This window comes from Alkalihalobacterium chitinilyticum, assembly GCF_029028005.1.
In the GTDB taxonomy this organism is placed as follows: Bacteria; Bacillota; Bacilli; order Bacillales; family Bacillaceae_F; genus Alkalihalobacterium; species Alkalihalobacterium chitinilyticum.
The window spans coordinates 13,789-40,710 of the sequence record NZ_JAOTPO010000024.1; the positions used below are offsets into that span (position 1 = coordinate 13,789).

Annotated in this window: 26 protein-coding genes, 1 tRNA gene and 1 pseudogene; 1 reads left to right on the plus strand and 27 read right to left on the minus strand. The window is 38.6% G+C overall.

The features are described 5' to 3' along the window. Positions 1-27: 27 nt before the first annotated feature. The 24 genes from tilS to N7Z68_RS21905 form a co-directional block, all read right to left on the minus strand. Entirely contained in the window at positions 28-1,434 is a 1,407-nt protein-coding gene (gene tilS, locus N7Z68_RS21790) for a tRNA lysidine(34) synthetase TilS (protein WP_275120563.1), read from the minus strand. Continuing rightward, positions 1,418-1,864 carry a threonine/serine exporter family protein gene (locus N7Z68_RS21795; protein ID WP_275120564.1) on the minus strand — a complete coding sequence of 149 codons (447 nt, stop codon included), beginning with the start codon at positions 1,862-1,864 and terminating at the stop codon, positions 1,418-1,420. The genes tilS and N7Z68_RS21795 overlap by 17 nt, the downstream gene beginning before the upstream one ends. A gap of 35 nt (positions 1,865-1,899) precedes the next feature. Continuing rightward, positions 1,900-2,658, minus strand: a complete 759-nt coding sequence (locus tag N7Z68_RS21800) for a threonine/serine exporter family protein (protein ID WP_275120565.1) — start codon at positions 2,656-2,658, stop codon at positions 1,900-1,902. 36 nt (positions 2,659-2,694) lie between these two features. Next, a complete protein-coding gene (gene prkT / locus N7Z68_RS21805; protein WP_275120607.1) occupies positions 2,695-3,660 on the minus strand; it encodes a serine/threonine protein kinase PrkT in 966 nt (321 codons plus the stop codon). Continuing rightward, the gene (locus N7Z68_RS21810; protein ID WP_275120566.1) at positions 3,632-4,372 is read right to left on the minus strand and encodes a VWA domain-containing protein; all 741 of its coding nucleotides are present in this window, start codon (positions 4,370-4,372) and stop codon (positions 3,632-3,634) included. The genes prkT and N7Z68_RS21810 overlap by 29 nt, the downstream gene beginning before the upstream one ends. 87 nt (positions 4,373-4,459) lie before the next feature. Beyond that, the gene (spoIIE, locus tag N7Z68_RS21815) at positions 4,460-6,952 is read right to left on the minus strand and encodes a stage II sporulation protein E (RefSeq protein ID WP_275120567.1); all 2,493 of its coding nucleotides are present in this window, start codon (positions 6,950-6,952) and stop codon (positions 4,460-4,462) included. Between the two features lie 363 nt (positions 6,953-7,315). Further along, positions 7,316-7,392: transfer RNA gene (locus N7Z68_RS21820), tRNA-Met, on the minus strand. Positions 7,393-7,554: 162 nt separating this feature from the next. Further along, on the minus strand, positions 7,555-8,022 hold the full coding sequence (locus tag N7Z68_RS21825; protein WP_275120568.1) for a S1 domain-containing RNA-binding protein: 468 nt from the start codon (positions 8,020-8,022) through the stop codon (positions 7,555-7,557). Positions 8,023-8,155: 133 nt separating this feature from the next. After that, on the minus strand, positions 8,156-8,536 hold the full coding sequence (locus N7Z68_RS21830) for an FtsB family cell division protein (RefSeq protein ID WP_275120569.1): 381 nt from the start codon (positions 8,534-8,536) through the stop codon (positions 8,156-8,158). After that, positions 8,536-9,138: a spore cortex biosynthesis protein YabQ gene (gene yabQ / locus N7Z68_RS21835; RefSeq protein WP_275120570.1), complete on the minus strand. Its 603-nt coding sequence runs from the start codon at positions 9,136-9,138 to the stop codon at positions 8,536-8,538. Before yabQ ends, N7Z68_RS21830 begins: the two co-directional genes overlap by 1 nt. Continuing rightward, positions 9,135-9,446 (minus strand): sporulation protein YabP, encoded by a 312-nt coding sequence (gene yabP / locus N7Z68_RS21840; RefSeq protein ID WP_275120571.1) that lies wholly within the window; start codon positions 9,444-9,446, stop codon positions 9,135-9,137. Before yabP ends, yabQ begins: the two co-directional genes overlap by 4 nt. 78 nt (positions 9,447-9,524) lie before the next feature. Continuing rightward, complete coding sequence (locus tag N7Z68_RS21845) at positions 9,525-9,791, minus strand: RNA-binding S4 domain-containing protein (protein ID WP_275120572.1); 267 nt, start codon at positions 9,789-9,791, stop codon at positions 9,525-9,527. Between the two features lie 16 nt (positions 9,792-9,807). Next, positions 9,808-11,271: a bifunctional methyltransferase/pyrophosphohydrolase YabN gene (yabN, locus tag N7Z68_RS21850; RefSeq protein ID WP_373323214.1), complete on the minus strand. Its 1,464-nt coding sequence runs from the start codon at positions 11,269-11,271 to the stop codon at positions 9,808-9,810. Continuing rightward, positions 11,271-12,863, minus strand: a complete 1,593-nt coding sequence (locus N7Z68_RS21855) for a putative polysaccharide biosynthesis protein (protein WP_275120573.1) — start codon at positions 12,861-12,863, stop codon at positions 11,271-11,273. Before N7Z68_RS21855 ends, yabN begins: the two co-directional genes overlap by 1 nt. Positions 12,864-13,179: 316 nt before the next feature. Beyond that, on the minus strand, positions 13,180-13,719 hold the full coding sequence (gene spoVT, locus N7Z68_RS21860) for a stage V sporulation protein T (RefSeq protein ID WP_275120574.1): 540 nt from the start codon (positions 13,717-13,719) through the stop codon (positions 13,180-13,182). A 212-nt stretch (positions 13,720-13,931) separates the two neighbouring features. Further along, positions 13,932-17,453 carry a transcription-repair coupling factor gene (gene mfd / locus N7Z68_RS21865; protein ID WP_275120575.1) on the minus strand — a complete coding sequence of 1,174 codons (3,522 nt, stop codon included), beginning with the start codon at positions 17,451-17,453 and terminating at the stop codon, positions 13,932-13,934. A 235-nt stretch (positions 17,454-17,688) separates the two neighbouring features. Beyond that, a complete protein-coding gene (gene fin, locus N7Z68_RS21870) occupies positions 17,689-17,919 on the minus strand; it encodes an anti-sigma-F factor Fin (RefSeq protein ID WP_275120576.1) in 231 nt (76 codons plus the stop codon). A gap of 80 nt (positions 17,920-17,999) precedes the next feature. Further along, on the minus strand, positions 18,000-18,557 hold the full coding sequence (gene pth, locus N7Z68_RS21875; RefSeq protein WP_275120577.1) for an aminoacyl-tRNA hydrolase: 558 nt from the start codon (positions 18,555-18,557) through the stop codon (positions 18,000-18,002). A 98-nt stretch (positions 18,558-18,655) separates the two neighbouring features. Then, the gene (locus N7Z68_RS21880) at positions 18,656-19,294 is read right to left on the minus strand and encodes a 50S ribosomal protein L25/general stress protein Ctc (protein ID WP_275120578.1); all 639 of its coding nucleotides are present in this window, start codon (positions 19,292-19,294) and stop codon (positions 18,656-18,658) included. A 102-nt stretch (positions 19,295-19,396) separates the two neighbouring features. Further along, positions 19,397-20,347 (minus strand): ribose-phosphate diphosphokinase, encoded by a 951-nt coding sequence (locus tag N7Z68_RS21885; protein ID WP_275120579.1) that lies wholly within the window; start codon positions 20,345-20,347, stop codon positions 19,397-19,399. Positions 20,348-20,368: 21 nt separating this feature from the next. Further along, positions 20,369-21,751: a bifunctional UDP-N-acetylglucosamine diphosphorylase/glucosamine-1-phosphate N-acetyltransferase GlmU gene (glmU, locus tag N7Z68_RS21890; RefSeq protein WP_275120580.1), complete on the minus strand. Its 1,383-nt coding sequence runs from the start codon at positions 21,749-21,751 to the stop codon at positions 20,369-20,371. A 320-nt stretch (positions 21,752-22,071) separates the two neighbouring features. Beyond that, positions 22,072-22,362, minus strand: coding sequence for a septation regulator SpoVG (gene spoVG, locus N7Z68_RS21895; RefSeq protein WP_075388474.1), 291 nt, complete (start codon positions 22,360-22,362; stop codon positions 22,072-22,074). A gap of 182 nt (positions 22,363-22,544) precedes the next feature. Next, positions 22,545-23,426, minus strand: coding sequence for an ABC transporter permease (locus tag N7Z68_RS21900; RefSeq protein ID WP_275120581.1), 882 nt, complete (start codon positions 23,424-23,426; stop codon positions 22,545-22,547). Further along, on the minus strand, positions 23,419-24,384 hold the full coding sequence (locus N7Z68_RS21905; RefSeq protein WP_275120582.1) for an ABC transporter permease subunit: 966 nt from the start codon (positions 24,382-24,384) through the stop codon (positions 23,419-23,421). Before N7Z68_RS21905 ends, N7Z68_RS21900 begins: the two co-directional genes overlap by 8 nt. Positions 24,385-24,478: 94 nt before the next feature. Here N7Z68_RS21905 and N7Z68_RS21910 point away from each other — a divergent pair. Further along, positions 24,479-24,604, plus strand: a pseudogene (locus tag N7Z68_RS21910) (DNA polymerase III subunit beta); the annotation flags it as partial. Positions 24,605-24,718: 114 nt separating this feature from the next. Here the strand turns inward: N7Z68_RS21910 and N7Z68_RS21915 are convergent. The 3 genes from N7Z68_RS21915 to ispE are packed head-to-tail and all read right to left on the minus strand — an operon-like array spanning position 24,719 to position 26,872. After that, entirely contained in the window at positions 24,719-25,093 is a 375-nt protein-coding gene (locus N7Z68_RS21915) for a RidA family protein (RefSeq protein ID WP_275120583.1), read from the minus strand. Then, positions 25,090-25,941 carry a pur operon repressor gene (gene purR / locus N7Z68_RS21920; RefSeq protein WP_275120584.1) on the minus strand — a complete coding sequence of 284 codons (852 nt, stop codon included), beginning with the start codon at positions 25,939-25,941 and terminating at the stop codon, positions 25,090-25,092. Before purR ends, N7Z68_RS21915 begins: the two co-directional genes overlap by 4 nt. A 40-nt stretch (positions 25,942-25,981) precedes the next feature. Further along, a complete protein-coding gene (gene ispE, locus N7Z68_RS21925; protein ID WP_275120585.1) occupies positions 25,982-26,872 on the minus strand; it encodes a 4-(cytidine 5'-diphospho)-2-C-methyl-D-erythritol kinase in 891 nt (296 codons plus the stop codon). Between the last annotated feature and the right edge of the window lie 50 nt (positions 26,873-26,922).

Here is a 26,922-nt window from a genome sequence, read left to right on the forward strand (position 1 = left end):
CCCTCCTGTAACTGCTGCTGAAAAGAATTATACCGAGCCTTCATCATGAAATTCAAATGAAAGCACTAAATATTTTTGCGACATTTCTGTGACAGCACTTTTTTTAGAATGTCCTAATACGGGAATCCATATCACTTCATTATTTCCATCGATAACAAGCGGCCATACTTTTCGTTTCCATTGCTCAATCTTATGATCAATAAAAACACGACTAATTTTCTTTGATCCAGTCATCCCTACTAATTGGATACGATCCCCATCCATTTTCGTTCTAACATTCAGTGGATACACAACTTGCTCTGCATCACAAATATAAGTAAATGGAGTTCGTTTGATGTCCATCAGGTTTGATGTGAATTTTGCACTTATTATTCCCAACTTTGTAGATATGCATCCTGGAATTTGTAATTCGTATGTAAAAGACTCAAAACCTTCCTCGGCTTTTTTAAAACGTAACCGACAACGATCATAAACTCTTTCAATTAATAACCCTTGTGGGAAATCTAATTGGCCAGAGGGATTGTGAGAGTGAATCAGTTGATGAACTTGTTCAATATGTATGTATGAGAGAAATGGGTAATTTTCCCCGTAAAGATATTTTAATATTAGATGAATACCCCTTCTTTGTAAAGCGACGGCCATATCTTTGAAGCGATTAACAGAAATGACGACTAATTCCTTCGTTTTCGTTTCAACGACCTCTTCTAAATGTGTACGAGTAATTTCCTCAAGATAGACCTGATCTAACTCGATTTGTTCACTCATTCGCTGAAAATGAATGTGTGCCTTCGGGTTTTCATTTTTAATAAACGGCAGCACTTCTTTTCGAAAACGATTTCGCATGTACTTATCAGAGACGTTGCTTTCATCTATTCTTGGCTGCAATTTTTCCTCATTACAGTATTGCACGATTTGTGCTTTAGTTATTCCTAAGAATGGTCGAATCAGGGTCCCTGTTGCAAATTGCCTCGATACAGGAATACCGGAAAGCCCTTCTGCAGCAGTTCCTCTCACTTGATTCATTAAGATTGTTTCGATTTGGTCATCCCCGTGATGAGCTAAAGCGAGATAGTCCGCTTGATACTTCGTCATCACCTGGTTAAATACATCATACCGACATTTCCTTGCCGCCATTTGAACACTTAATCCAAATTCTTTTTGAACTCTTTTTACATTGACTCGACTTCCTTCAAAAAGAATATCCCGATCCGCACAATACTGCTTAACAAACTCAAAATCTTCTGCGGAAGTCCCTTTTCTTAATTGATGGTCGATGTGACTTGCTATTAATTGGAAATTTTCCTTTTGGCTTTCTTTCCATAAGAAGTGTAACAATGCAAGTGAATCAGGTCCTCCAGAAATTCCTACAACAATAGTGGAATTAGGGCGGAGCAGTTGGTGGTCTTTAATGAATTGCTTAACGTCCTGGTTCATAACGCTGACCGATACCTCCCTTCTTAAAAGAGAAAATGGCTAACGCAAAAACAAGCCCGCCTGCAATGGCCCCGGCCTGAAGCATAGTGCTAATCCCAAGTTCTAACCCTAGTAAGTAATCACTTTCGACAAATGCGAGCATCGTAAAATACGCCTTGCTTCCAGGAACTAATGGAATAATTGCTGGAATACTAAAAGTGGTTGCAGGTATTCGAAATTTCTTAGCAAGTACTTGCGCTAGAGTAGCACTCATAAAAGAAGCTAAAGCAGTAGCTAATATTATTGAAATTCCGTACTCTGGCAAAGTTCGGTAGATAAACCACGATAAGCAGCCAATAAGTGCACCGATAAATAAAGCTCTTGTTGGCACATTAAACAAAATCCCAAAACAAAGCGTCGCTGCATATACAAATAATAACTCCAACCACATCACTGTTCCCCCCAATTAAGTGTTCTTAATAATGATTACGTTAAGAATAAGCCTATGGCTAATGCCACTCCTGTTGCAATCGAGAGTGCCGTCAAAATAGCCTCAGCTCCCCTGCTTACACCAGCAACGTAATCGCCTGATATTAAATCTCGAACCGAATTAGTGAGGGGGACTCCTGGTACTAGAGGCATTAAAATTCCTATAATAATCTGATCTAAATTAGCGCCAACCCCGATATAGACCAGGCCAATAGCAACACTTCCACCAATAAATGCAGATATAAATTCAGCAAAAAACTTCACCTTTAAGTACTCTTGGAATTTAAAAACACAAACACTTACAATAAAGCCAGCAATGAAAGCAGGGAGCATATCACGTAAACTGCCCCCAAATAAGTAAGAAAACCCTGCACCAGCTACACCTGAAGCGATATGAACGAGCCAAACAGGGTAATTCATTGGTGCTTTGGCAATCTCATTTAATTTATCATAAGCGACTTCTTCATCTATTTCTCCCGTTACAAATTCACGGGATACTTGGTTAACTAATGTAACTTTATTTAAGTCATAGATTCGGTCATCGACTCGAATCATCTGCATCGTATCTCCTTTGCCAACTTCGTCAAAGGAGAGGAATATTCCAGTCGTTGTTACAAAACTATGAACATTAACGAACCCTGCTGCTTTAGCCATTCGCTCTAACGTTTCTTCTATCCGATAAGTTTCTGCACCGTACGTCAGCATAATTTCCCCAGCTAACAAACATACATCCATCATCTTATCTGCTCTAGACATGGCACCCTCCACAACTCCCGGACTTTTTGAATATCCTTACATTAATTGTCCAAATAAGTATAGGATATATGCCAATATAAGAAAAGAGGTAACAAGTAAGATTTCAATTAAATACGACGATTTGGCTGGTTTTTTTTGCTCTTTCCGACGCACTCTTGGCGGGGTTGAAGGTTTATGTTTAGGTTTAGTATAATAAGTAGATTTTTTTTGGATTGCATCCATTAGATCTTTTTTCATCACTTGGGCATCACCGTACTTTCCTTGAATTCCTTTTAACATGATATTACGATACGGCTTCAGCCCTGGCTTCATCTCAATGGCTTGTTTCAATTGTTGTAGTGGATCTCCTTTTTTATCAAATCGTTTAGGGTACATACAATTAATCATAATCATCACGAGAGCAAACAAATCATAGCTCGGCTCCGCTACCCTTGAACCCATTCCCCAATAGCCGCGATCGAAAAACTCAGTGTACTCTTTAATTGATCTTCCAAGCAGGGTCGTACCGCCAACGTCTAGCCATCGTATGCGCGGCGTTGGTCCAATAACGATTAAATTATCAGGCTTTAAGTCTCCAAATGCCCAACCCGCACGGTGCAGTCGGTCTAAATCACCTAATAGTTGAACCATTAAAATACCGATCCACTCTTCTCCTCGCTTTGAAGTAAATTCGATCAATTGTTCCCCTTTTAAATACTCCATTACGTAAAAAGGAAGGACTCCTTGGTTGATTACTAAATCATCCACATCTAACAAAGAAGGCCCAAGTACCTGACCTTGGACCTTCGAAAAATGCTTTAAGACATTAACCTCAGATGTGATGGCCATGCTATCCACACCGATTTTTAAGGCAACCTCGCCCTCTATACAACGTGCTAAGTAGACCGAACCGGTTGCACCCGATCCTAGTAACTTAACAATTTGGTACTTTTTCCGATGCCATTTTCCAACAACTGTTGCTCCTGGTTTTAAGTTACATGCCTGAGTCTTCGAGTAATTCATCCTCGCCACTAGAGATCAAACTCCTTCTCGAGTTAGTTTTCTCAAACTTTTGTAGTGCAACTTGTAAGGCAGGACCCGTTGGAGTAATGCCGCCTGAAGACAACTTATGAAAAATGCCTGTTAATGAGTCTAGTTTAGGTGACCAATCTAATAGACGGTCGATATCCTTTCTTTTACCTGGGAATGAGTAGAGCGAGAACCGATTGTCTCCCATTCGAGAAGTAAGACTTATAGATAAATCAGTTAACGCGTCCTGTACCATTGGTAATTTATTCTTCATACTAGCACTTGTATCTACTAAAATTAAAACATTTAAATCAATGGTTTCTCCTAATTCATCTACAACTTCCATCACTTGCCCCCGTTTTTCAGGAGACAAATCTTCCATCTCTTGTTCTTTACCTAATATTTGTTGAAGCTCACGATTAACGACCCCATATAATGTTTGAGTCATAGCTTTTCGTGTTACCATTTGTACCGTTTTCGCTAAGTTTTGCGCATATACAATCTGGCTGACGCCTCCGCCTGCCATAGCAATTGATTCTATTTCCTGAACACCTTGTTCATTCATCGGACTATTATCTACTACACCTATCACATTCACTGTGATCCCTTGTTCTTTTGCTAAAGTTGCAATTGCGACCGGGTCTTCGCCTTGGTTTGAGCAACCATCAGTAATAAGCAAGATTTGTCGTATCGTACCTTTACCCAAACATATCCCCTCCAATTTTCTGAATGTTACCATCATTCACCAATTGAAGGGGGTTTATACATAACAACTGAGCGTTTTCCCATCTTATTATTGAGCTTTCTTTTTCTCTATTTTTTTCGGCTTATAGATTGGTATAGCTGCCCATTTAGGCATATTTCTCTTCACCTTTGCAACTACAATGGTCATATCATCTTCAATGCTGCCTTCATTACGAATTACTCTCTCTAATATTAAATCAGCAACTTCCTGAGGATCTTCAGAAGACACTTCAGAAATAATTCGTTTCATCCACATTTCCTTATTTTCAACATGTTTTGGTGCATCAAAAATGCCATCGCTCATCATAATTAATAAGTCTCCAGCTTTCATTTGCTCACTAACGACATCCACATCAAATTCTTGAATAATTCCCATTGGTAAATTACTAGCTTCTATTTTTGTTACGGTTGACCCTCTTTTAATAAAACTAGGGATCGAACCAATTTTTAAAAACTTTGCATTAGCGTCCTGTAAATCAATCATTGCCAAATCAAGTGTTGAAAAGATCTCATCTGTTGTCCGTAACGATAAAACTGAATTCACAGATTTAATGGCAACCGTTTCTTCAATTCCTGACTGCAACACTTTTTGCAAGAGTTGTAATGTTTCATTACTTTCCAAATGGGCACGTTCACCATTACCCATTCCATCACTGATCGCAATTGCGTATTTTCCAGACCCTAACTCGATCGTTGAATAACTATCGCCAGAAACATAGGCCCCGCCCTTTGCAACTGTAGCCACTCCGGTTTCAACTACATACTTTTTGGCTGACCCGAACGAAACGTGACTATAGCCGTTCGGATAAAAACCCCGTTCCTCATTTTTTATAATAATGGTCTCTCCTAATATGTCAGAAAGCATCGGCGCAACAACCTTTTCACATTGGCCATGGCCGCCATCATTAGCAACACTCATTTCAATTTCGATATTTCCTTGTTCTAGTTGATAAATATCAATATGTCCTACTTCTAATCCAACACTTCTTAACGCTTCTAGTATTTGCTCCTCTTGAACATAATGAGCCTCTTTTTCTCTTTGAATTTCCTTTGCAAAGTCATTCATTACTCGAGAAACACCGAGTAACTGATCGGCTACCAGTTTTCGACTTTCTAATACTTGCTTTTTGAGCTTCTGGTTCGCTTGAAATTGACCTAACTCATTCCGGACAACATGAACAACCTTTTCATGTTTCACGCAGTACTTTTTCCATTCTGCTTTGAAAATAGGATCTTTAATCTCACCATTTTTTTCAACTTCATTCATAATCTTGTACATCGACTCATACGTATTATTAAAGTTATTTACCCAGCAACGGTCTTTTTTAAAACAAGCCTGACATGTTTTTTCCGTAACATTGCTTAGGAAATAATCAACTTCACTTTCAACATCATCTACTTCTACGTTTGCAGATGTCGATGAAAAACTATTTGATAAGGTTTGGAATAAATGAGAGAACTGCTCCACTCTACCAGCTGTAACATCCCTTATTTTCCGCAAGTATTGTTGTTGTTCCTTGGAATGCTCTACTGTACCCGGAATGTAGCGAGCTAGTTTACTAATCCACGATCTTGGTGTGATAAGAAAAACAGCAATGGCTACACCTGACTCCATCACAGTAACTAATACATGTTCTGACCCCTCACCATACAACCCAATTAGGAGAGTACCGATGAGTAAACCAATACTTACCCCAATCTTTCTCCCTTCTTTTAATAAACCACCAAGAAGACCAGCAAAAGCTAGTAAACTCATTTGATAAAGGCTGGCCACACTAGCCAGACTCAATATTAAACCAGTGACTACACCTACTGTCGAGCCTATTGCCGCTCCAGCCACAAATGCAAATAATAAAACTAGATAACGAGCTAGTATATGTTCGACTGTTAAATCATAAATCATCCAGCCGATTGTTCCTGTCATTACGGATGCTAATAATATAATTAAACAAACAATTTCTTCATTTTTTAACGGCTGTTGACTTCGTTTGGCTGTAATTAACGGTACACTCTGCAGAAAAATCATCGTAAGAATAAAGCTTAGACTCGCCTCTACTCCAGCCATCATCCAATCATAGCTCGTGATTTGCCCTTGCATGAAAAACGTTAAAATAATACGAGCCGATAGACTTGCAAAGAAAACGGTAAAAGGCAGGACCTTTGTCGTATTGTCATTAAATTTCTCGACTACTTTTTGATAGATGATAAAGATTAACAGTGAAGCTAATACAAACCAACTGCTCTCTAACATATGTGTCATTGCCCCAGCAAATACTGCAAGTGCTGCAATTCCTAACTTGTCCCGTTTTAATACATAGATAGCAGCAACAAAAGGTAAGACAAATGGTGTGATTTCTGATAGGATCATAGCTCGTCCAAGTAAAAAACCAACCACAAAAATAAGCAGTCCCCATTGATAGAACACAATGTTTGTTCCCTTTTTGATTTTTTCTGTTGCTGATGTAGTTAACGTCAATGCTTTGTCAGGAAATGCCAAACCACGAACGGGCTCAATAACTCCTTTTGTAACTCTACGTAACATTCGCAACACCCCACGGTTAATTTTCGTGGTTTCATTATAAACATAGGTTGGATTCAGTTTTTGTCAGAATTACAAGTCGAATATAAAAAAGTCTTCGACGGCTTTCGTGTAAAAGGTTGTTCGATTTCCATTCTTACCCATAAGTAAGAATAGATTGACAGCAAAGTTTATAAAAATTGCAAAAACAGTGACTTATCACCGATAGTTATGACGAAAGCTTTTTAGTATATAATGGTTGCAGCACTTATATAAAAAAGGTATGTTGAACTATTCTTTTATATTTGTAAAAAAATCATATAAATTAAACAAAGAGAAACAAAAAAACTGCACCCTAGAAGGATACAGTTTGGTCATTAATATGTATGGTAGCGGCGGAGGGAGTCGAACCCACGACCTCACGGGTATGAACCGTACGCTCTAGCCAGCTGAGCTACACCGCCATATCAAATAAAGCTAATGTTAACGACATGTTTTATTCTATAATAGATCTCCTGCTATTGTCAACACTGTATTTCAAATAGATAGGAGTAATTGAAAAAAATAAAGACAAGCGTAAAACGCTTGCCTTTCATTTCCTTTTATTAAAAAGCCGGCAGCAAGACTTACCCACGTCTAGCGCCTCGACCACCTCGCTTCGACTCTGTTTGGCGTTTTAGCGTGGAGAGACGTTCTTCACTATCTTTTAAGAAACGATTCATTTTATCTTCAAAAGACAAGGATGGACGCTGGTTGCGCGCACCACTATTTCCACCTTTACCGTAATTTCCTCCAGATCTTGCTGGGCGTGGCGGACGGGCCGGACGAGGTGGACGGCTTGCCATCTCCTCTTTAGGGCGTTCTTGAGCTTTTCTGATTGAAAGTCCGATCTTTCCATCTTGCTCAACATTAACAACTTTAACTAGAACCTCATCGCCAACTTTTAAGACTTCTTTAATGTCTTTTACATAATTGTCAGCGACCTCACTAATATGAACCAGACCAGTAGTACCTCCTGGCAGCTCCACAAATGCCCCAAAATGGGTAATACCCGTTACCTTACCTTGCAACTTGCTGCCTACTTCGATTGACATGTTAAAAATTGCTCCTCCTTAAAAAACAAATAAAATAATGTTTTATAGAGATGCTTCAAAAGATTAAGCATGTAATGCCTTCTTTTAAAAACACACTTATATTATAAATTATACTTGATGTGGAAAAAGAGTGTCAATCTGTTGATAATTTAGGTAATTTAAACAAAATTTCCCCATCCTTAGCTAAAAAGTAATCCCGTCTTGCAATTTCTGCAATATACTCTAAGTCGTTATAGTTTTCAATCTCCTGTTCGAGATAAACTTGTTCAAGCTGCAGCGCTTCTAACTTTGCCTCAAGCGCTTGTCTCTCTTCCATCTTCTCGTCTATTAACTGAGCTTGAGTATGAATAGTCATAAAAGCAACGACACTAAGGGTGACTACAATCACTGCGAGTGCTGTTAAACGTCGAAATAAACCTCTTTTTTTACGAAGCTGTTCTTCCGACACTTGTTCCTGCGCTCGATTGAAACTGGCATCCAGCTCCCTTACCTTTCGCTTTCGTTCCGTAACCATTAATCATCCCCCTTGTTGCCACGTGTGCGTATATACTTCCATAAGGCAACAGCTTTTTTCACCCATTTACTCTTTTTTATACTATTCACTAGTCGATCTAACCTAGAAAGCTTGTATACTATTTTTCCAAGCCAGCTAAGCGGTTTAAAGATGACCTTAAAGATAAACATTAATATGGATAATATTAGTGATATTACCATGATAACCAAGGAATATAATAGTTTCAATAGCCATTTAATAGGATTGATGAAGATACTGATAATAAGTGCACGAACAAAACGATAAATAGCAACAGATGCACGAATGCAAGTTTCTAAGCTTCGCAAATAAATCCGTTGAAACAGAGCCTGATAGGCAGCATACCCGCATATAAGAGCAAGAAAGATATAAAATCTCATTTCACCCTCATTGACTTTGAGCAGAACATAGAAAATGAGAAGACCTTGAATTAACCAGAATAAGAAATCATTGAATATCGTCATCCATGACCATTTAGGCCGAGGCTGTCTGGCGAATCTCCTATATGTATCAATAGAAGCCCCAAGCCAAGTGCCTGCAGCCACCATTGATAACATTGTATAAAATTGGATAGTTAAGCTCACTTGAATAACTTCCCAAACAGGCCTTTTGTTTTTCCGCCCTGGCTTTCATCAAGGTATACAAGGTCAAAGATTTTACCTTCAATCGAAACTAGTCCTTGCTCAACATTTAAGTTTTTCATATGCAGGTTTTGCCCTCTAATCGATAGAAAGCCCATTTCTGTTTCTAGTAAAAACTCCTCATTATCAAAGCTTTCTACTTGTCTGACTCCGGTAATATCCAGCTTTTTTCGACCACGTAACGTAATGTCATGTTCTTTCGTTTGTCTTGCATGCCCCATCGGTGTACCAAACTCGTAATTTTGTTCCATTCTGACTCCTCCTCAACACGTCATTTATTACAAATTTATGATTAGAGGACAAAGAATAGAACAAGCTGTTTATTTTTCCTATTCGGCTGTTGCTACGGGTTCTTCTTTAATTACTTTATACATCATACCAGCTTCTTCTTTTCTCGTTGTATCCTTAATGGCTTCTACTTTCACTGTCACGAGTTTTTGTCCGAAGCGAACGACAAGCTCATCACCTACACTGACATTTGTCCCTGCTTTTGCAACTTGCCCGTTTACCGTAATTCTTCCTTGATCACATACTTCTTTAGCTAGCGTACGACGCTTAATTAATCTTGACACCTTTAAAAACTTATCCAACCTCATTAGAAATTCCTCCTTTTTATTGGAACTTTTCTTTACTTTTTTCCCAAATTTCATCCATCTTTTCTAATGTCACATCTGCGAATGTTAAACCTTCCTCTGTTAACTGGTCTTCAATTGCTTTAAATCGACTTGAGAACTTTTGATTCGTCATATGCAGTGCTTCTTCTGGGTTAATCTTATAAAACCTTGCTAGATTAACGACGACAAAGAGAATATCACCTAGTTCCTTTTTCATTTTCTCTTCATTATTCACTTTAAATTCGGAGAAGAATTCACCGATTTCTTCTTGTAGTTTCATCCACATAGGAGCAGCGTCATCCCAGTCAAACCCTACTTTTGCAGCCTTTTTCTGTATTTCAAAAGCTTTCATTAAAGCAGGCATACTTTTTGGAATTCCATCTAACGCAGATCCGTTTCGTTCATCCTTCTTTTCTTTTCGCTTAATTTCTTCCCAATTGGCGACAACTTCCGCTGCGTCTTTTGCATCTTGATTGGAAAAGACATGAGGATGTCTGCGAATCATCTTTTCCGTAATCGATTGAATGATATCATCAATCGTAAACCATCCATCATCTTCACCGATCTGTGCATGTAACATCACCTGAAGTAAAACATCACCAAGCTCTTCTACTAAGTGATCGTCATCTTCTTCATCGATGGCTTCTAACACTTCATACGCTTCCTCTAACAAAAAAGGTTTTAAAGATTGGTGGGTTTGTTCTTGGTCCCAAGGACAGCCTTCAGGTCCTCTTAAGGTTGCGATAACTTCTCTTAGTTTTTGGAAGTCTTTATACAAGAGTTGTTCATTCTCTACAGGAGGAACGTAAACAGCCGTTAAATTGTTCAGCTCAGTCACATGGTCGAGTTCATATAACGGACAAGTGATAATCGTTTCCTTTGACGTTCCAACTGCTGTCGCAACACTAACTTCATAATCATCTGGCAATAAATCCATTAACGTTAATTTAACTTCCGAAGCAATATACGCGTCATACACTTGGCAAATAATGATATGTTGCCGTATTTGTAGGTCTTCCCTTTTTAATTGGGTTCCATCTACAATTTGACATCCATCGATCGGATCGATTTTCAACGCATTGAACATTGGGTCTAAGAAGCTTTGCCCTCCTTGGATCTCTACATGAATGTCACGTTCTTTTCCTTCCCTCAATAAAAGTTGAACCGTCTCTTCTGCAACTAATGGATGGCCAGGCACTGCATATGTAATTTCCGCTTGCGTTTCTAATTCAGCTAAGAGTATATCTACAATCGATCGATAGACATCTTCAAAACGCTCATGCTTTTCATATTCTTCATCAAAGGATGAATACGTTAAGCCTTCGCTTTTTAACTCTTCAATAACCGGGTGCCTCTCTGTTCTTAAAAAGAGCGGTTTCTCCTTTTTTAAGATTTGATAGGTACCTAACGATAATTGAGCAAGTTCGCCAGCCCCTAAGCCAATAACCGTAATTTTTTTCACTATAAATCTCTCCTTCGGTTAATTACATTGTATAGTTTAGCGAGAACCGGAATAATAGATACTTCATTCTCAGAAAATACTCGGAACTTTATCATTAAATAAATGGCCATAATTCCTCCAACGGATACACTAGACAACGCTATTACACCGTCTATTATTCGTGAAGACTCATCAAGCATATACTCTAACCCGCTTCTCCAAACAAACGTTATCGCTCCCATTATCATTACTGTACAAACGATGCCGAAGAATTGAATTCGTTTGATCGGCGAGGCTCCATCGAATTTATAAATGATGAATATATTTAAAAAGGCGATAACCGCTAAAGAAAAAGTCGTTGCCATTGCAGCACCTGCTGTTCCGAGTGAAGGAACGAGCCATACATTACCGAGGGCTTTCAGCACTAACCCGATAACGATATGTCTAGCAGCAATATCTCCTTTATCATAACCTTGAAGAATCGCTGCTGATGTCATAACGAGTGCTCCAAACACAATCGAAAACGCTAAAATAAACAAAACGTTCGATCCTTCACGATTTGTAAACAAAAGGTGATTCGTCGGCTCAATAATAATGGCCAGTCCGACCGATGCTAATAGGCCAAACACATAAGTTAATCGAAGCGTTAATTCTGTTTTCTGCCTCGCTTCTGTTTGATCTTTTAACGTTTTTGCTCTTGATATCATGGGTACAACAGTTAAAGCAAAAGCCGTAGCGACAATGGTTCCTAACTGGATTAAAGGTTGCCCGCGATCGTAAATTCCTTTAGATATTTTAGCAGCTTCTATGTGGACACCGCTCTCAAGTAAAAAACGCAGTACCGTTAAACTATCGATGAGCTGAATAAAGACGATAACTAAAATGGTCATCGAGAAAAGTACGCTGTTTTTTACAAAGGGTAATATGTATTCTTTATTTACTTTCTTTAAACGTATTGAAATTCCTTTTCTTTTCTTATTTTGACGAAAATACAATAGTAAGCAAATCGCACCTGCTACTGCTCCCAGCACCGATCCAATGACTGCCCCTAGCCCAGCCCCATAAGGACCATACCCTAAAAACATCATGACAAAAGCTAAAACTAAGATTAAAATGACGCGCAGACTTTGATCCGTCAGCTGAGAAACAGCTGTAGGTGTCATCCATTCCTGGCCTTGAAAATAGCCACGAAAAACAGAGAGAATTGGAACGATGAAATATGTCAAAGCGGTTACCCGTAAAGGAGACGTAAGCAGTGGATCGCCCATCCATTTTGCAAGCGGCTCAGCTAAGATGAATAACAATATACCTGCTATACTTGAAATAAAAATAAGTGCATAAAAATAGGTTGATAAAAGCGTCTGTTCTTTCTGAACTTTTCGTTGGCTTGAAAGCTCCTTTGAAATGATGACTGGAAAGCCATAAATGGATAAGGTAAATGCAATCGCATAAAAAGGATACACTTGTTGATATACATAAAAACCGATATCCCCTGCGATATTTTGGTAAGGAATACGGTACACCGCGCTTAGTATTTTTGTTAGTATCGCTGCAACTGTTAATATTATTGCGCCTTGCCAAACCCTCTTCGTTTGGTCACTATATTGAGACACAAACCATTCTCCTCCCCCATCTTGAGTGTTTACTTGAGGCCCACACGATGCGGGTCAAACAGGATAAAACTAATCGCTATTATATCACAGTCCATCGATAATCGGTTATTTTGCACAGCACTTAGTTACAGCTGGGGCATTCATGAAAAGCAGCAACGAACCGTAAACGATTCCCGCTAGCCGCTAATAATTGATTACCTTTAAATAAAAAAAGAGGAGGGATATCATCCCCCCTTCTTTTTAAGCTTACGATATTAAATAATTTCGCTTTTAATTACTTACATTGCGTAAGCTTCCTGTCAGAGTTATCTTTCTCTTATTGTTCCATTTGTCTTGCTAAAAATCCGGCCGCGGTCTCCGCTAACTTTTGCTCAACCTCACCTGAAAAAGACTCTTCCTTATTAAGCATGACCACTGCACCAATTGGGTCGCCGTTAGCAATAATAGGTGCAACAACTAAACCTTTTATATCCTCTTTATGGTCACCTACAATATTGAACTCTCCTGCTGAAGACTCTACTCTAGATTTTCTCTCATCCATCGTAGCTTCTACAATTTCACCAATGCTCTTACTGTAATACTCTTTCTTTGAACCTCCAGATACAGCAATATATGTATCACGGTCCGCGATAAGTACAGTATGGCCTAAGCTGTCGTAAAGAGCTTCAGCATACTCTTTTGCAAAATCACCTAACTCTGAAATAGGTGAATATTTCTTTAATATAACCTCACCGTCTCGATCAACGAAGATTTCCAACGGATCCCCTTCTCTAATTCTCAACGTACGTCGGATTTCCTTGGGGATGACAACACGACCTAGATCATCAATGCGACGAACAATTCCAGTAGCTTTCATACCTAGATGCCTCACTTTCTAATGATGTAGTAGCATAGGAAATGGTTGTTAAAAAACCTCATTTAGTTTTTTAAACCTTTGAAAAACCATCCACAAATGTTGAATTCGTCTTGTCTATATTATCTATTGCTTGGAAAAGAACTATTCACCAATTTTTCATATTTCTTGTCAATTTGCTATTTCCAATTTTTGTGAAAAATTAGAAATGCACGTTATATTTTCTTTTTAACAAGGTTGAGTTCACTTAGAAGTCTTTCGCAAGTCGAAAGTAAATCTTTACTCGTCATCCCTTTTGTTTTAATTACAACTTTAATCTTATCGCCTGAAGTTCCTAAAGTAACCGCTCGCCCAAGTTGATTCACTAACTCAAACAACTTGGCTCCATCGATTCGCTTACTTTCCTCTTCCGTCATCAGCAATGTGCAGTTATCTTTCGTTTGTGTAATTTCACTTACTTTCTCTTCTCTCGCGTAGAGCTTGATTTTCGTAATACTTAATAGGTCAGCCACTTCTTCAGGATATTCCCCAAAACGGTCGATGAGCTCATCTTGTAAATCTGACAGGTCTTCCATATTTTCAACGCCACGGAATTTTTTATACATTTCGATTTTCTGCTTAGCATCTTGTATATAGGTTTCCGGAATATATGCATCCACTAACATATTGATTTCTACTGAAAATGGAGGTTCTTTCGGTTTGTCTCCTTTTCGTTCCTCAATCGCTTCTTTCAGCATTTGTGAATAAAGATCAAACCCTACAGATTCGATAAATCCATGTTGCTGAGCCCCTAACAGGTTCCCGGCTCCACGAATTGACAAATCACGCATCGCGATTTTAAATCCTGAACCAAGCTCCGTAAATTCTTTAATAGCCTGTAAACGTTTTTCAGCAACTTCTGTAAGAACTTTATCGCGCTGGTACGTAAAATAAGCGTAAGCAACCCGATTCGAACGCCCTACCCGGCCGCGTATTTGATAAAGCTGTGATAAGCCCATCTTATCTGCGTCATAAATGATCAACGTATTAACATTTGGAATATCTACACCGGTTTCAATGATCGTAGTCGTAACTAACACATCACTGTTTCCTTCAAGAAAGTCAATCATAATTGACTCTAGTTCACGCTCATTCATTTGACCATGCGCAAATGAAACTCTGGCATCTGGAACAAGCATCGAAATTTGGTCTGCCATCTTTGTAATATTTTCCACGCGGTTGTACAAGAAGTAAACTTGACCACCTCTTGTCAACTCTCGTTCAATCGCTTCTTTTACGAGTGAAGCGTTATATTCCACAACATAGGTTTGAACTGGAAAACGGTTTTCTGGCGGAGTTTCAATGACAGAGAGATCACGAACACCTAACATCGACATATGCAGCGTTCTCGGAATAGGCGTTGCCGTTAGTGTTAAAACGTCAACGTTCGATTTTAACTGTTTAATTTTTTCTTTATGTGTAACGCCAAACCGTTGTTCTTCATCAACGATTAGTATACCAAGGTCTTTGTACACGACATCTTTCGATAACAGTCGATGAGTTCCCACGACAATATCAACTGTACCAGCTTTCAACCCTTTTATCGTTTCATTTTGCTCTTTCCGGGAACGGAAGCGACTCAGTACACCAATTCCAATTGGAAACTCTGAGAAGCGCTCTTTGATCGTCTCGTAATGCTGTTGAGCAAGGATCGTTGTCGGTACAAGTACAGCAACTTGCTTTCCGTCCATAATGGCTTTAAATGCAGCACGGATCGCCACCTCAGTTTTACCGTAACCTACATCTCCGCAAAGAAGACGGTCCATCGGCCGTTGTCTTTCCATATCTTCTTTAATTTCCTCAATCGCACGAAGCTGATCTTCTGTTTCTTGATATGGAAATGAGTTTTCAAATTCTTGTTGCTCTATCCCATCTTTAGAAAACGGATGTCCAACACTTGCTTCTCGTTCTGCATAAAGTTTAATAAGATCATCGGCAATATCCTCGACAGAAGACTGAACTTTCCGCTTTACTTTTTTCCAATCACTTCCACCTAAAGCATAGATCTTTGGTTCTTTTTCTTCACTGCCTACGTACTTCTGAACTTGATCAATTTGTTCAACCGGAACATAGAGCTTGTCATTTCCTGCATACCTTAAATTCAAGTAATCTTTATGTGTTCCGTTAATTTCAAGTGTTTCAATTCCTAAGTACTTTCCAATTCCATGATTCGAATGAACGACAAGGTCACCCACTTGTAACTCAGAGTAACTTTTAATTCGTTCTGCATTAGATATTTTCTGTTTTCTTTGCGAGCGTTTTATTTTCTTTGTAAAAACTTCTTCTTCAGTGATCACAACTAGCTTTTGAAGAGGCAGCTCAAATCCACTATTTAAAGTCCCGGTAAATATTTGCGCTCTGCCTTGTAAAAGCGGACTCTTCTCTTCGATTAATTCTGCTTCTATTTTGTAATCATCAAGAACGTGTTGAAGTCTTTTGGCACGTTCTTTAGTTGCGGCTAGAAAAAGGACGGTCCATTTCGATTTAAACCAGCGATCGGTTTCGGTTTTGAGCAGATGTAATTGCCCATGGAAGTTTTGCATCGCCTTACAATTAATATTGACAATATTTTTTGGATTGGTCGAAGGTACATGTTTTAAAAATAGTGATAAATAAATGATTGGAAACGTGCCTGTATTTAATAAACCTTCAAACGATCTAGACATCTCTAAATCTGAGATAACTTCTCCTTGTTCTAACAGAGCGGTTAACCATTCAGCTTCTTCTTTTTCTAAATTTGCAGCCATCTCCTGTACACGACTAATCTCATCAATGATCATGACGCTATTTTTACTAGCATAATCAAGAATCGTCGATTTTTCATCGTAATATAAGGACATGTATTTGTTCATACCTTGGAAGGCAATCTTTTGTCTTAATTGACTGACTTCATAGGATATATGTTGAGTGATTTTTTCTTTTACTGTTTTATTCTTTATTTTCTTTAACGTCTGTGACAAGCCTTCCTCCAGACGCTCTGCACCCTTCACATAATGCTCTTCATCTAGAATAAGCTCGTTTGCTGGACCAATTACAATCTCGTCCAATTGTCCTTGTGATCGTTGGTCTTCAACACTAAAATAGCGAAGTGAATCGATTTCTGTATCAAAAAACTCAACGCGAATAGGCTGCTCTTCAGTGAGGGGATAAATGTCTACTATTCCTCCACGAATAGAAAATTCCCCTGGCGAAGCAACCATGTCTGTTCGGGCGTAGCCAATCTTTATTAATTTTTGCAGTAATTTCTCAAAATCAATGTCTGTACCGACTTTTAAATGACATTGACTTTCTCTCCATAATTGAGCAGGTGGCAATAACCGTCTGAAACCTGCCATTGGTACAATAACGATCCCATCATACCCATTGACAAGTTGATTTAAAACTTCAATTCGTTGAGCTCTCATTTCAGGACTGGCTATTGCTATTTCAGATGAGATCAACTCATTGACAGGATAAAGAAACACTTTGCTGCTATCAACAAGTGTGGAAAGGTCTTCATATAATTTTTGAGCTTGAAATAGATTATGAGTGATAACGATCTGAGGACTTTTAATATCCTGATAAAGTGTCGATAAAAACAAGGTTCGTGCTGAACCTGTCAGCCCTGTAATTAATTGCTCTGAAAGTCCTGCTTCAACACTAGTTGAAACCGCTTTAATCTCGTCACTTTCTAACATATACTGTTGTAAGCCAAACATGGATGTTCCCCCTATTACTTCCGACCATCTATTATTAACATACTGATATTATAGTTGTACCTATTCTACAGTCTTTTGTATTTTCTATGTAGTAATCGTATTTCCCTTTTTTTATTTTATGTTTCTTTTTCAAATCCCTACGTTTATGAAACAGTTAGCAGACAGGGATCTTACAATAGAAAAATGCTTTGGCTTTTCAACCAAAGCTGTAAAACATTGTGTTTATTTTACTGCATTATTGAATAAAAGATTCAAGTTGGTGGAGATCTGGATTTCTATTTAAAGCTTCTTGACAGTCTTCACAGATGACTTTTACATGGATATTACCATTACCATCATAATGAAGCATCTCTTTTCGTTCCACATCATTTAAGTGATCAAAACCGAGTTGTGTCGATGTGAGCGTTTGTTCCTCTATCTTACCTAGATCTAATTGACAATGACGACATTGGTAATGAATAGCCATAGATTTTCCTCCTTGACGATTGACAGTCTTATTGCTAGTCTGTCCACATTAAGGTAATCTATTCAGCACTTATCCATTGTCTAATTATACTGATTCATGACATTTGGAAATTCATTTTTCAGCCAAAATCGACAAGCTTCCGTCGCTTTACTTATCGCTTGATCAAGCGCAGCCTTCTCTTCCGCTCGAAAAGTCCCAAGTACATGATTAACGACACTCACACCTGGATCTGGGCGTTCAACACCAATTCGAATACGCTTAAATTCGTTCGTACCTAAATGCGCATTTAATGATTTTATCCCATTATGACCACCATGGCCACCTTTTTGCCTCAATCGGATTTGTCCAACCGGAAGATCCATATCATCAAATATAATAAGTACATCTTCAAGATCTATCTTAAAATAATCCATTAATGGACGAACACTTTCTCCTGATAAATTCATATATGTAAGGGGCTTTAAAAGAAAGACTTTTTCTCCGTCTATAACAGCTGACCCATACACGCCTTTGAATTTCGTTTCACTTAGTTCAATACCCATCGATTTGGCACATTCATCGATCACCATAAACCCAGCATTGTGTCTCGTATTTTCATATTTTGTCCCTGGGTTGCCAAGTCCGACAATCAGCTTCATTTCTCCCAACTCCTCAACTCTATATTCTGCTATAAAGGTTTTCTCCTTTATTCTCTAGAAAAAGGTATAACCTTTAAGTAGGCTATACCTTTAGCTTCTTACTGCTCTTCATTTCCTTCTGTTTGTGCTTCATCGCCTTGTACAGCTTCAGGTTCGCCTTCTTCCTCTACTTGGCCGGACTCCTGTTCTGCTGGTTGTACAAGAACGGTGACAATCGTTTCTTCAGGGTCATTCGTAATTTCTACAGACTGCTGACCGATTATATCTTTCACTTGGATAGAGTCACCAATATTCAGGTTCGATATATCCACTGTAATTTCTGATGGAATCTCTGAAGGTAATGCACGTATGGATAGTTGGTGAACTAAATGAGATACCATTCCACCTTCACCTACACCTGGTGCTTCCCCTACAAGATGAACTTTTACTTCTGTATCGACTTCAGAACTCATATCGACCGCACAGAAATCAATGTGAACAAGTTCATTTTTTAATGGGTCGACCTGCATATCATACACCATTACTTCATGCTTCTTCCCATTTACATCAAGTGAAATAATAGAATTTCGTCCTTCATCTCTTATTAACTTTACAAAGTTAATTTGGTCAACGGCAATTGGTTGACTCTCAATTTTTTTCCCGTATAATATGCCGGGAACTTGGCCGTCTTCCCTAAATTTCCTCTTTGTTGAATTTTTCAAGTCTGGACGTGTTGTTGCTTGAAGAGCTACTGCCATTATAATCACCTCTAACTTGTTTTTCATTTCTCTATATAAGGTTTTCCCTATTTATAGTAATTCAAACAAATAAAGTGAATAAACTAAGCAGCATTGCACTTTTTAATCAAATAATGTACTAACTGATTTATTTTCATGAACTCGAATAATTGCATCTGCCATTAATGGTGCAACAGACAACTCAGTAACTTTTTCAATTTTCTTTTCTTCCCCTAAAGGAATCGTGTTCGTTACAACAAGTTCACAAATTTTTGAGTTTTGAATGCGTTCAATTGCTGGACCTGAAAGTACAGGGTGAGTACAGCATGCATAAACATTTTTAGCTCCGTGTTCTATAAGAGCATTTGCTGCTAATGTAATCGTTCCTGCCGTATCAATAATGTCGTCAATAATAATTGCTGTTTTTCCTTCAATATTACCCACAATATTCATTACTTCTGCAACATTTGGCTTCGGTCTACGCTTATCAATGATAGCAATTGGTGCTTTTAAGCGGTCAGCAAGTTTACGTGCACGAATAACGCCGCCATGGTCTGGAGATACAACAACAACATCATCTAATTCTTTGCCTTTAAAATAGTCAGCTAAGATCGGTACACCCATTAACTGATCGACAGGAATATCAAAGAATCCTTGAATTTGTGTTGCGTGTAAATCAAGTGTTAATACTCTAGAAGCTCCGGCAGTTTCCAGCAGGTTAGCTACAAGTTTCGCCGTAATCGGCTCACGCGAACGGGCCTTACGATCCTGACGAGCATAACCGTAATATGGTAATACAACATTAATAGATTTTGCTGATGCGCGTTTACAAGCATCAATCATGATGAGAAGTTCCATTATATGCTCATTAGCTGGAGCACTTGTGGATTGAATTAGAAAAACGTCTCCACCTCGGATGCTTTCTTCAATGTTAATTTGTACCTCGCCATCACTAAATCTTGTGACAGAGCTTTTTCCCATCGGAATACCAATATGCTCGACAATTTCATGAGCTAATTCTGGGTTTGCATTTAATGTAAATACCTTTAAACTTGGATCACCATATTTGGGCATTGTTGTTTTACCTCCAACCAGTTAGTTGTTCTTCTTTTTATCTTTAATTTTTGATACATAGCCTTCTTTATTCACTTGCCTTGCACGTGCAACAGAAAGAGCTTCGCCTGGTACATCGTCTGTTATCGTTGAACCTGCAGCGACATAGGCGTTTTTCCCAACTGTAACTGGAGCAATTAAATTACTATTGCAACCAATGAACGCACCATCTTCAACCTTTGTTAAATATTTATTCATACCGTCATAATTTACGGTTATGGAACCACAACCTAAGTTTACATCTGCACCTATTTCGGCATCGCCTATATAACTTAAATGGGAAGCTTTACTTCTTAACCCCATCGTTGTTTTCTTAATCTCGACAAAATTACCTACCCGCACTTCATCTTGAATAGATGATGACGGTCGAATATGAGCAAATGGGCCAATGGAAACTTCATTTCCTATCGAGCTTTGATGGACAACTGATTGTTTAATCGTTGTTTGATTACCAATTTGACTATCAACAATTTCTGATTGCGGACCAATCACACAGTCACTGCCGATTGTTGTCGCTCCCATAATCATTGTACCTGGGTAGATAACTGTATCTTGCCCAATTTCAGCATCAGCAGAAATATAAGTGTTAGAAGGATCAATAATAGAAACTCCCTCTCTCATCCACTTTTTATTTATCCGTTCTTTCATAATTCGTTCTGACTCAGCTAATGCCACACGGTCATTTACACCTAGTGTTTCATCGAAAGAAGGCGTTTGATAAGCAGCAATCTTTTCACCAGCATCCTTTAAGATTTCAATGACATCGGGAAGGTAATACTCTCCTTGCACATTTTGATTTCCTACGTTTTGAAGCGCTTTAAATAACGCCTGGTTATCAAAACAATACGTACCTGTATTTATTTCTTGGATCGTTTTTTCTTCCTCTGAAGCATCCTTATGCTCGACAATTCGTTCAACCAGTCCGCTTTCGTTTCGGACGATTCGGCCGTATCCCGCAGGGTCGTCTGCATGAGCTGTTAATACAGTGGCTAGTGCACTCTCTTGTTCATGATAAGAAAGCAAACCTTCGATTGTCTTTGCTGTCACAAGAGGTGTATCACCACATAAAACAACAGTCACTCCTTCTTTTGCTGCTAATAGCTGCTCAGCTTGCAACACGGCATGACCTGTCCCTAACTGTTCTGCCTGAAGCGCATAAGTTACATCATCACCTAATTGTGTTTTTACCAGCTCAGCACCATGGCCAACGATGACGACGATATCAGAAAATTGCAGTTGCTTGACTTGGTCAACAACATGCTGTACCATCGGTTTTCCGCAAACAGGATGTAGAACTTTATAAAGCTTTGATCTCATACGTGTTCCTTGTCCCGCGGCTAAAATGACCGCAAATCGATTGCTCATGTTTACCCTCCACAGTTTTATTCCATTAAGAATATATCTTAAATACGGTCTTATTTCAAGATAAACTCCGTTTACTAAAGTCGGAAATCACGTTGGAAAACAAGGGGAAACGCCAGTGACCGGTTAGTCTGTACGCAAATATGCAGTAATTTTAATTTTCACAGATTTGTCACTTATTTTGCCATTAGAATCAAAAGAGGCTGACTCACAAATGTCAGCTCTCTTCCAACCAGTACACTTTGCACTATGTCTAGCACATGAATGTACCGGGAAAAGTTGCTTGACTTTTGTCATGAGTCAGCCTCTATCTAAACCTATGTTTAGGCACCAGCTTCTTCGAATTCGACTCCTTCAGTTTCACCTGCTCGCTCATATTCAGCAAGAACAGCAGATTGAATTTTTTCGCGAGTTTGTGAAGAAATTGGATGAGCAATGTCACGGAACTCCCCATCCGGAGTTCGTTTACTTGGCATTGCAACAAATAGTCCATTATTGCCATCAATTACACGAATGTCATGTACAACAAATTCGTTATCAATCGTAATTGAAGCAATCGCTCTCATACGTCCCTCCGTGTTGACACGGCGTAGTCTCACATCTGTCACTTCCATGAATGTCACCACCTTTTTTCAATGTAAATCAACAACTATTTATTTCGCCATTTCCTCTTCATTTCCTTTTTTTCTGTAAGAAAATTTAAATTTTTTTTGGATATTACAAAGTTGTTCACAGAATGTTCAAATTTGGGCGTATATTCTTCATTAGTCATTCTCTAATTTACAAGCAGTGCATTTTACTTTTTTTCAAAACGTGAACGCAATCCTTCACCAAATAATTGAAGCGCAAAGATTGTAATGGTAATCATTAAAGCCGGAGCTAACGGTATCCATATGTTTGAATGTAAGTATTTTCTGGTATCGGCTAACATCGTCGGCCAAATATGGAGGTCATTTCGAACTAGGATCCCTATGGCTTCGTCCAATACCCAGGTTTGTGCAAAAAACATGGATAAAAATCCCAACTGTCCTAGTAACAACATCACTCTTGAAGCATCTAAAAAAAAGAGTACGATTAAGGACGTCCTTAAATGTCTCCAGTAATATAGGCGTAACACGGTCAACCACTTACTTCCATTTATGATGGCACCCTCCATATATGTAGATCGATCAATTTGTGCTACCTGAGTTTGAACAGCTGCAGCCGTTCGTCCACATTCAAGAAGTGCTAAAGTAAATAGAATTAATATAAACCGGTAATCTGATGCGAGAAACATCGGTAAATTCATAAATAGCAAAGCGAAAAATAAAATGGGAACCATTGAAAAGAAACTATTTAAACTTGAAACGGTGAAATGAAAAAAACCTTTATTTTTTCTAGCCAGAACGCCAAGAGGCACAGCCATTACATACCTAATAAGAGTAATCGCAAAAACGACCAGTAGCGTATCTTTACCCCCTGTAATGATTAATGTTAGCAAATCAACACCATAATGGTCCGTTCCCAGCCAATACATTTGAGAAGGGGAAAATGGAGCAACTTCTATCGTGCCATCTTCGTGTAAAATGTACTCTTTGACATCGTCTGGGGACTGTAAAAATGGAAAATAGGGCCCAACCAAACAAATGACGAATAAAAATATTAATAGGATACTAGATATAATTAATGGTTTATTCACCGCGGCCTCCTCCTTTCCAAAGGGGAGAACGATACATAAACAGCTTACATATAAGTTGGACGAAAGCTACCAATGATATAAAAACAATAACGATCGCAATGACTAACTCTGGTTCGTAATAATTAGCATCAAAAGGGGTGCGGTTCACTCCTCCTCCAATGGTAGCACTCCCAAATCCTAGCGCTTGGTATAACCGATAACCCGCCCCTGGGAAATACAATAAATACTCAATGATAAGTATATTGGATAGTGCATAAAGCAACATGGTCGGAATATGAGGAAAAACTTGAATGATGCTGTTCCCAAATTGATGCTTCCTCAGAACATATAAGTTTGTCAGTCCTTTACTTTTACCAGTAACAACATACGGTTGCGTTCTCTCTTTTTCCAGGGAGGAAGATACAATCCTTGCCATGTACATCGTGGGAAAAAAAGAAAGTAACCAACCTGCTAGTAAAAAGTTATGCCAACTTTCATAGCCATACAAACTGAAATGAGGAAACCCAATACTTATAAGCCACAATAGAAAAACTTGTACCAAAATAATAAGAAAGAAATCAGGTAACGCTTGTAAAGTGAATGTCATATGGTGTCCAAAGACCGACCATTTGCTATGGCTGGTTGCATAATCAAAAAAGCCTTTCAATACACCAAATATTAAGGCAAAACAAAAAGCAATCGCTAGGATCGTTAAGCTTCGACCTCCAAATGTGATGACATCTGAAAATACCGATGAACCAAAACGTGTTTCGCCAAGGGTCCGTTCTATAAAAATCATATTTGAATACGATTTTAAATTCTCTAAGTAATTAGCTAAAGAAAACGTATAGACAGGTTTAATTTCATACTCGGTAAACTCAAACCCTAAATCCCGCGGGATGAAGACAAGTAAAATGATAATGAGTATAGCTGCCACCCAGCCTAGACATGTTTTGAATAATTCTTTTGCAAAAACCAAAATATTCACCTCACATCTACTACTTTCGACAAAAAAGATTAGTATTCCTTTTTTGGAATAGTAAAGGAGGTGGCGTCTAAAAGCCTTGAACTTTATTCCCATTCTTACTGGTATTAAGATTGTTGCAACAAAAGAAGGTGTAACATTAACAGGGAGCGATTCTGATATTTCAATTGAGAGCTTTATTCCTACAGAAGAAAATGACAATCCAAGAATAGAGTGTATGAGTTGAATTAAAAAAAGCTGACCCTAGTTATAGGAGGTGGCTTCACTCTTCTATCCAGAAGGGAAGTCAGAACACCTAAACTAGAATCAGCCTGATTTCGTATTTTTCTTATTTCACTAAAGCAATAACTTCAATTTCAACTAAAACATCTTTTGGTAATCTCGCTACTTCAACACATGAACGTGCTGGTTTGTGTGTGCTAAAGTATTCACCATACACTTCATTTAAAAGCGGAAAGTCATCCATGTTTTTAATAAATACAGTCGCTTTTACAACCGTATCTAAAGAAGCACCTGCAGCAGCTAAAACAGCTTTTAGATTTTTAAAAACTTGGTGTGTTTGCTCTTGAACGTTTCCTGTAACTAAATCGCCTTCTGCGGTTAGCGGAATTTGTCCTGAGCTATAGAACATATTATTTACGATAATTCCTTGTGAATATGGCCCAATTGCCTGTGGTGCATCACTTGTGTGGACTGTTTTCATTTTACTTCCTCCTTCATACGCTCTTGTAATTTACTTAAATAATTTCCAGGCTCTACCTTAATTTCTTTTTCTCGAATATCTACACTCGATATTTTAGAAATTGAAATATAATTATCAACCAGCCGTTCTTCTTCGCCTTCAGACTCAACGAGAACACCAATTCCAACTACATTGGCTTGGAACTCTGCCAGTAGGTCCATCATTCCTCGTACAGTACCGCCAGCTACCATAAAATCATCGATAATGAGAACGTTCGATCCTGGTGAAAGACTTCTACGTGCGAGCGACATAGTTTGAATCCGTTTTGATGAACCTGAGACGTAGTTAATACTAACCATTGACCCTTCCGTTACTCGATGGTCTCTGCGAACAATACTAACTGGAACATCTAGATGACTCCCAACCGCGTAAGCTAACGGAATCCCTTTCGTCGCTACTGTCATAACGGCATCAATTTTAACATTTCCATAAACAGCAGCAAACAGCCGGCCGATATTGTTCATAATTCGAGGTTGACCTAATACATCCATCATATACAAATAACCGCCAGGTAATAGCCGATCTGCTTTCGATAATTGAGCATTTAGTTCTGTTGTATACTCCTTCGCTTGCTCAACTGTTACCATAGGCATATATTTCACGCCGCCACTCGCGCCCGGTATTGTAAGTAAAGAACCAATTCCCTGTTCTTCAAAAATCTCTTTAACAATCCCCAAATCCTCACTAATGGAAGATTTAGCAGATTGATACCGTTCCGAAAAGTGAGTTAATGAAATGAGTTTATGTGGATTTTGTAACAAAAAGTTAGTCATATCAACTAACCTACCACTTCTTCTTAGCTTTTTCATTGCACCCTCCAACCAAAATCCGAATATTTATAAATAAATATTACACTTTTGTACGGTTTTTATCAAGGTGTTGTTGACTAATTAAACGAACGGCATATACATTGCTACAAAATCCTCGAAGACCGTTATAAATACGATTTAATCGAGACTCTTTTAGAACAAGTCCAAAGACGGTCGGACCGCTTCCACTCATAAGGACGCCATCTGCTCCAAAGCGCTCCATTTGTGCTTTAATATGCTTAACTTCTGGATAAGCTTTAAACGTCACATCTTCTAACACGTTATGTAGTAACGAGCATATCTCAGTAAAGTTCTTTTCCTCAATCGCCTTTACCATTGCTTTCGTATCTGGATGAGTAATTTGATCAACTTTAAGCTTTCCGTATACTTCAGCCGTAGAAACTCCTATTGGGGGTTTTGCTAAAACAACCCAACAAGGTGGCGGCGAAGGAATCCTTTCAATGATTTCGCCCCTGCCTGTAGCTAAAGCAGTTCCTCCATACACACAAAAGGCAACATCTGAACCGATTTCCGTACCGATCGACGCAAGTTCATCAAGAGAAAGATTTAATTGCCATAATTCATTAAGCCCTCTTAACGTTGCTGCAGCATCACTGCTGCCGCCTGCTAGTCCAGCTGCGACGGGTATTCGTTTGGTTATGTATATTGAAACACCTTTATTAATGTTGTAACGCTCTTTTAAGATTTTAGCTGCCTGATAAGCAAGGTTCCGCTCATCGTTAGGAACAAAGCCTTCAGATACATCGACAATGATTTGATCTGTCTCCAAATGTACAAGGTCGATACGATCTGCCAAATCAACAGTTGTCATCACCATTTCTACTTCATGATAACCGTCTTCCCTCTTTCTTAGAACATCTAATGATAAATTAATTTTAGCAGGTGCCTTCACCGATATTTTTAACTCCACCCTAATCCACCTTCTACCTTGACCGAATTCCAAACACTTACGTTATTTTA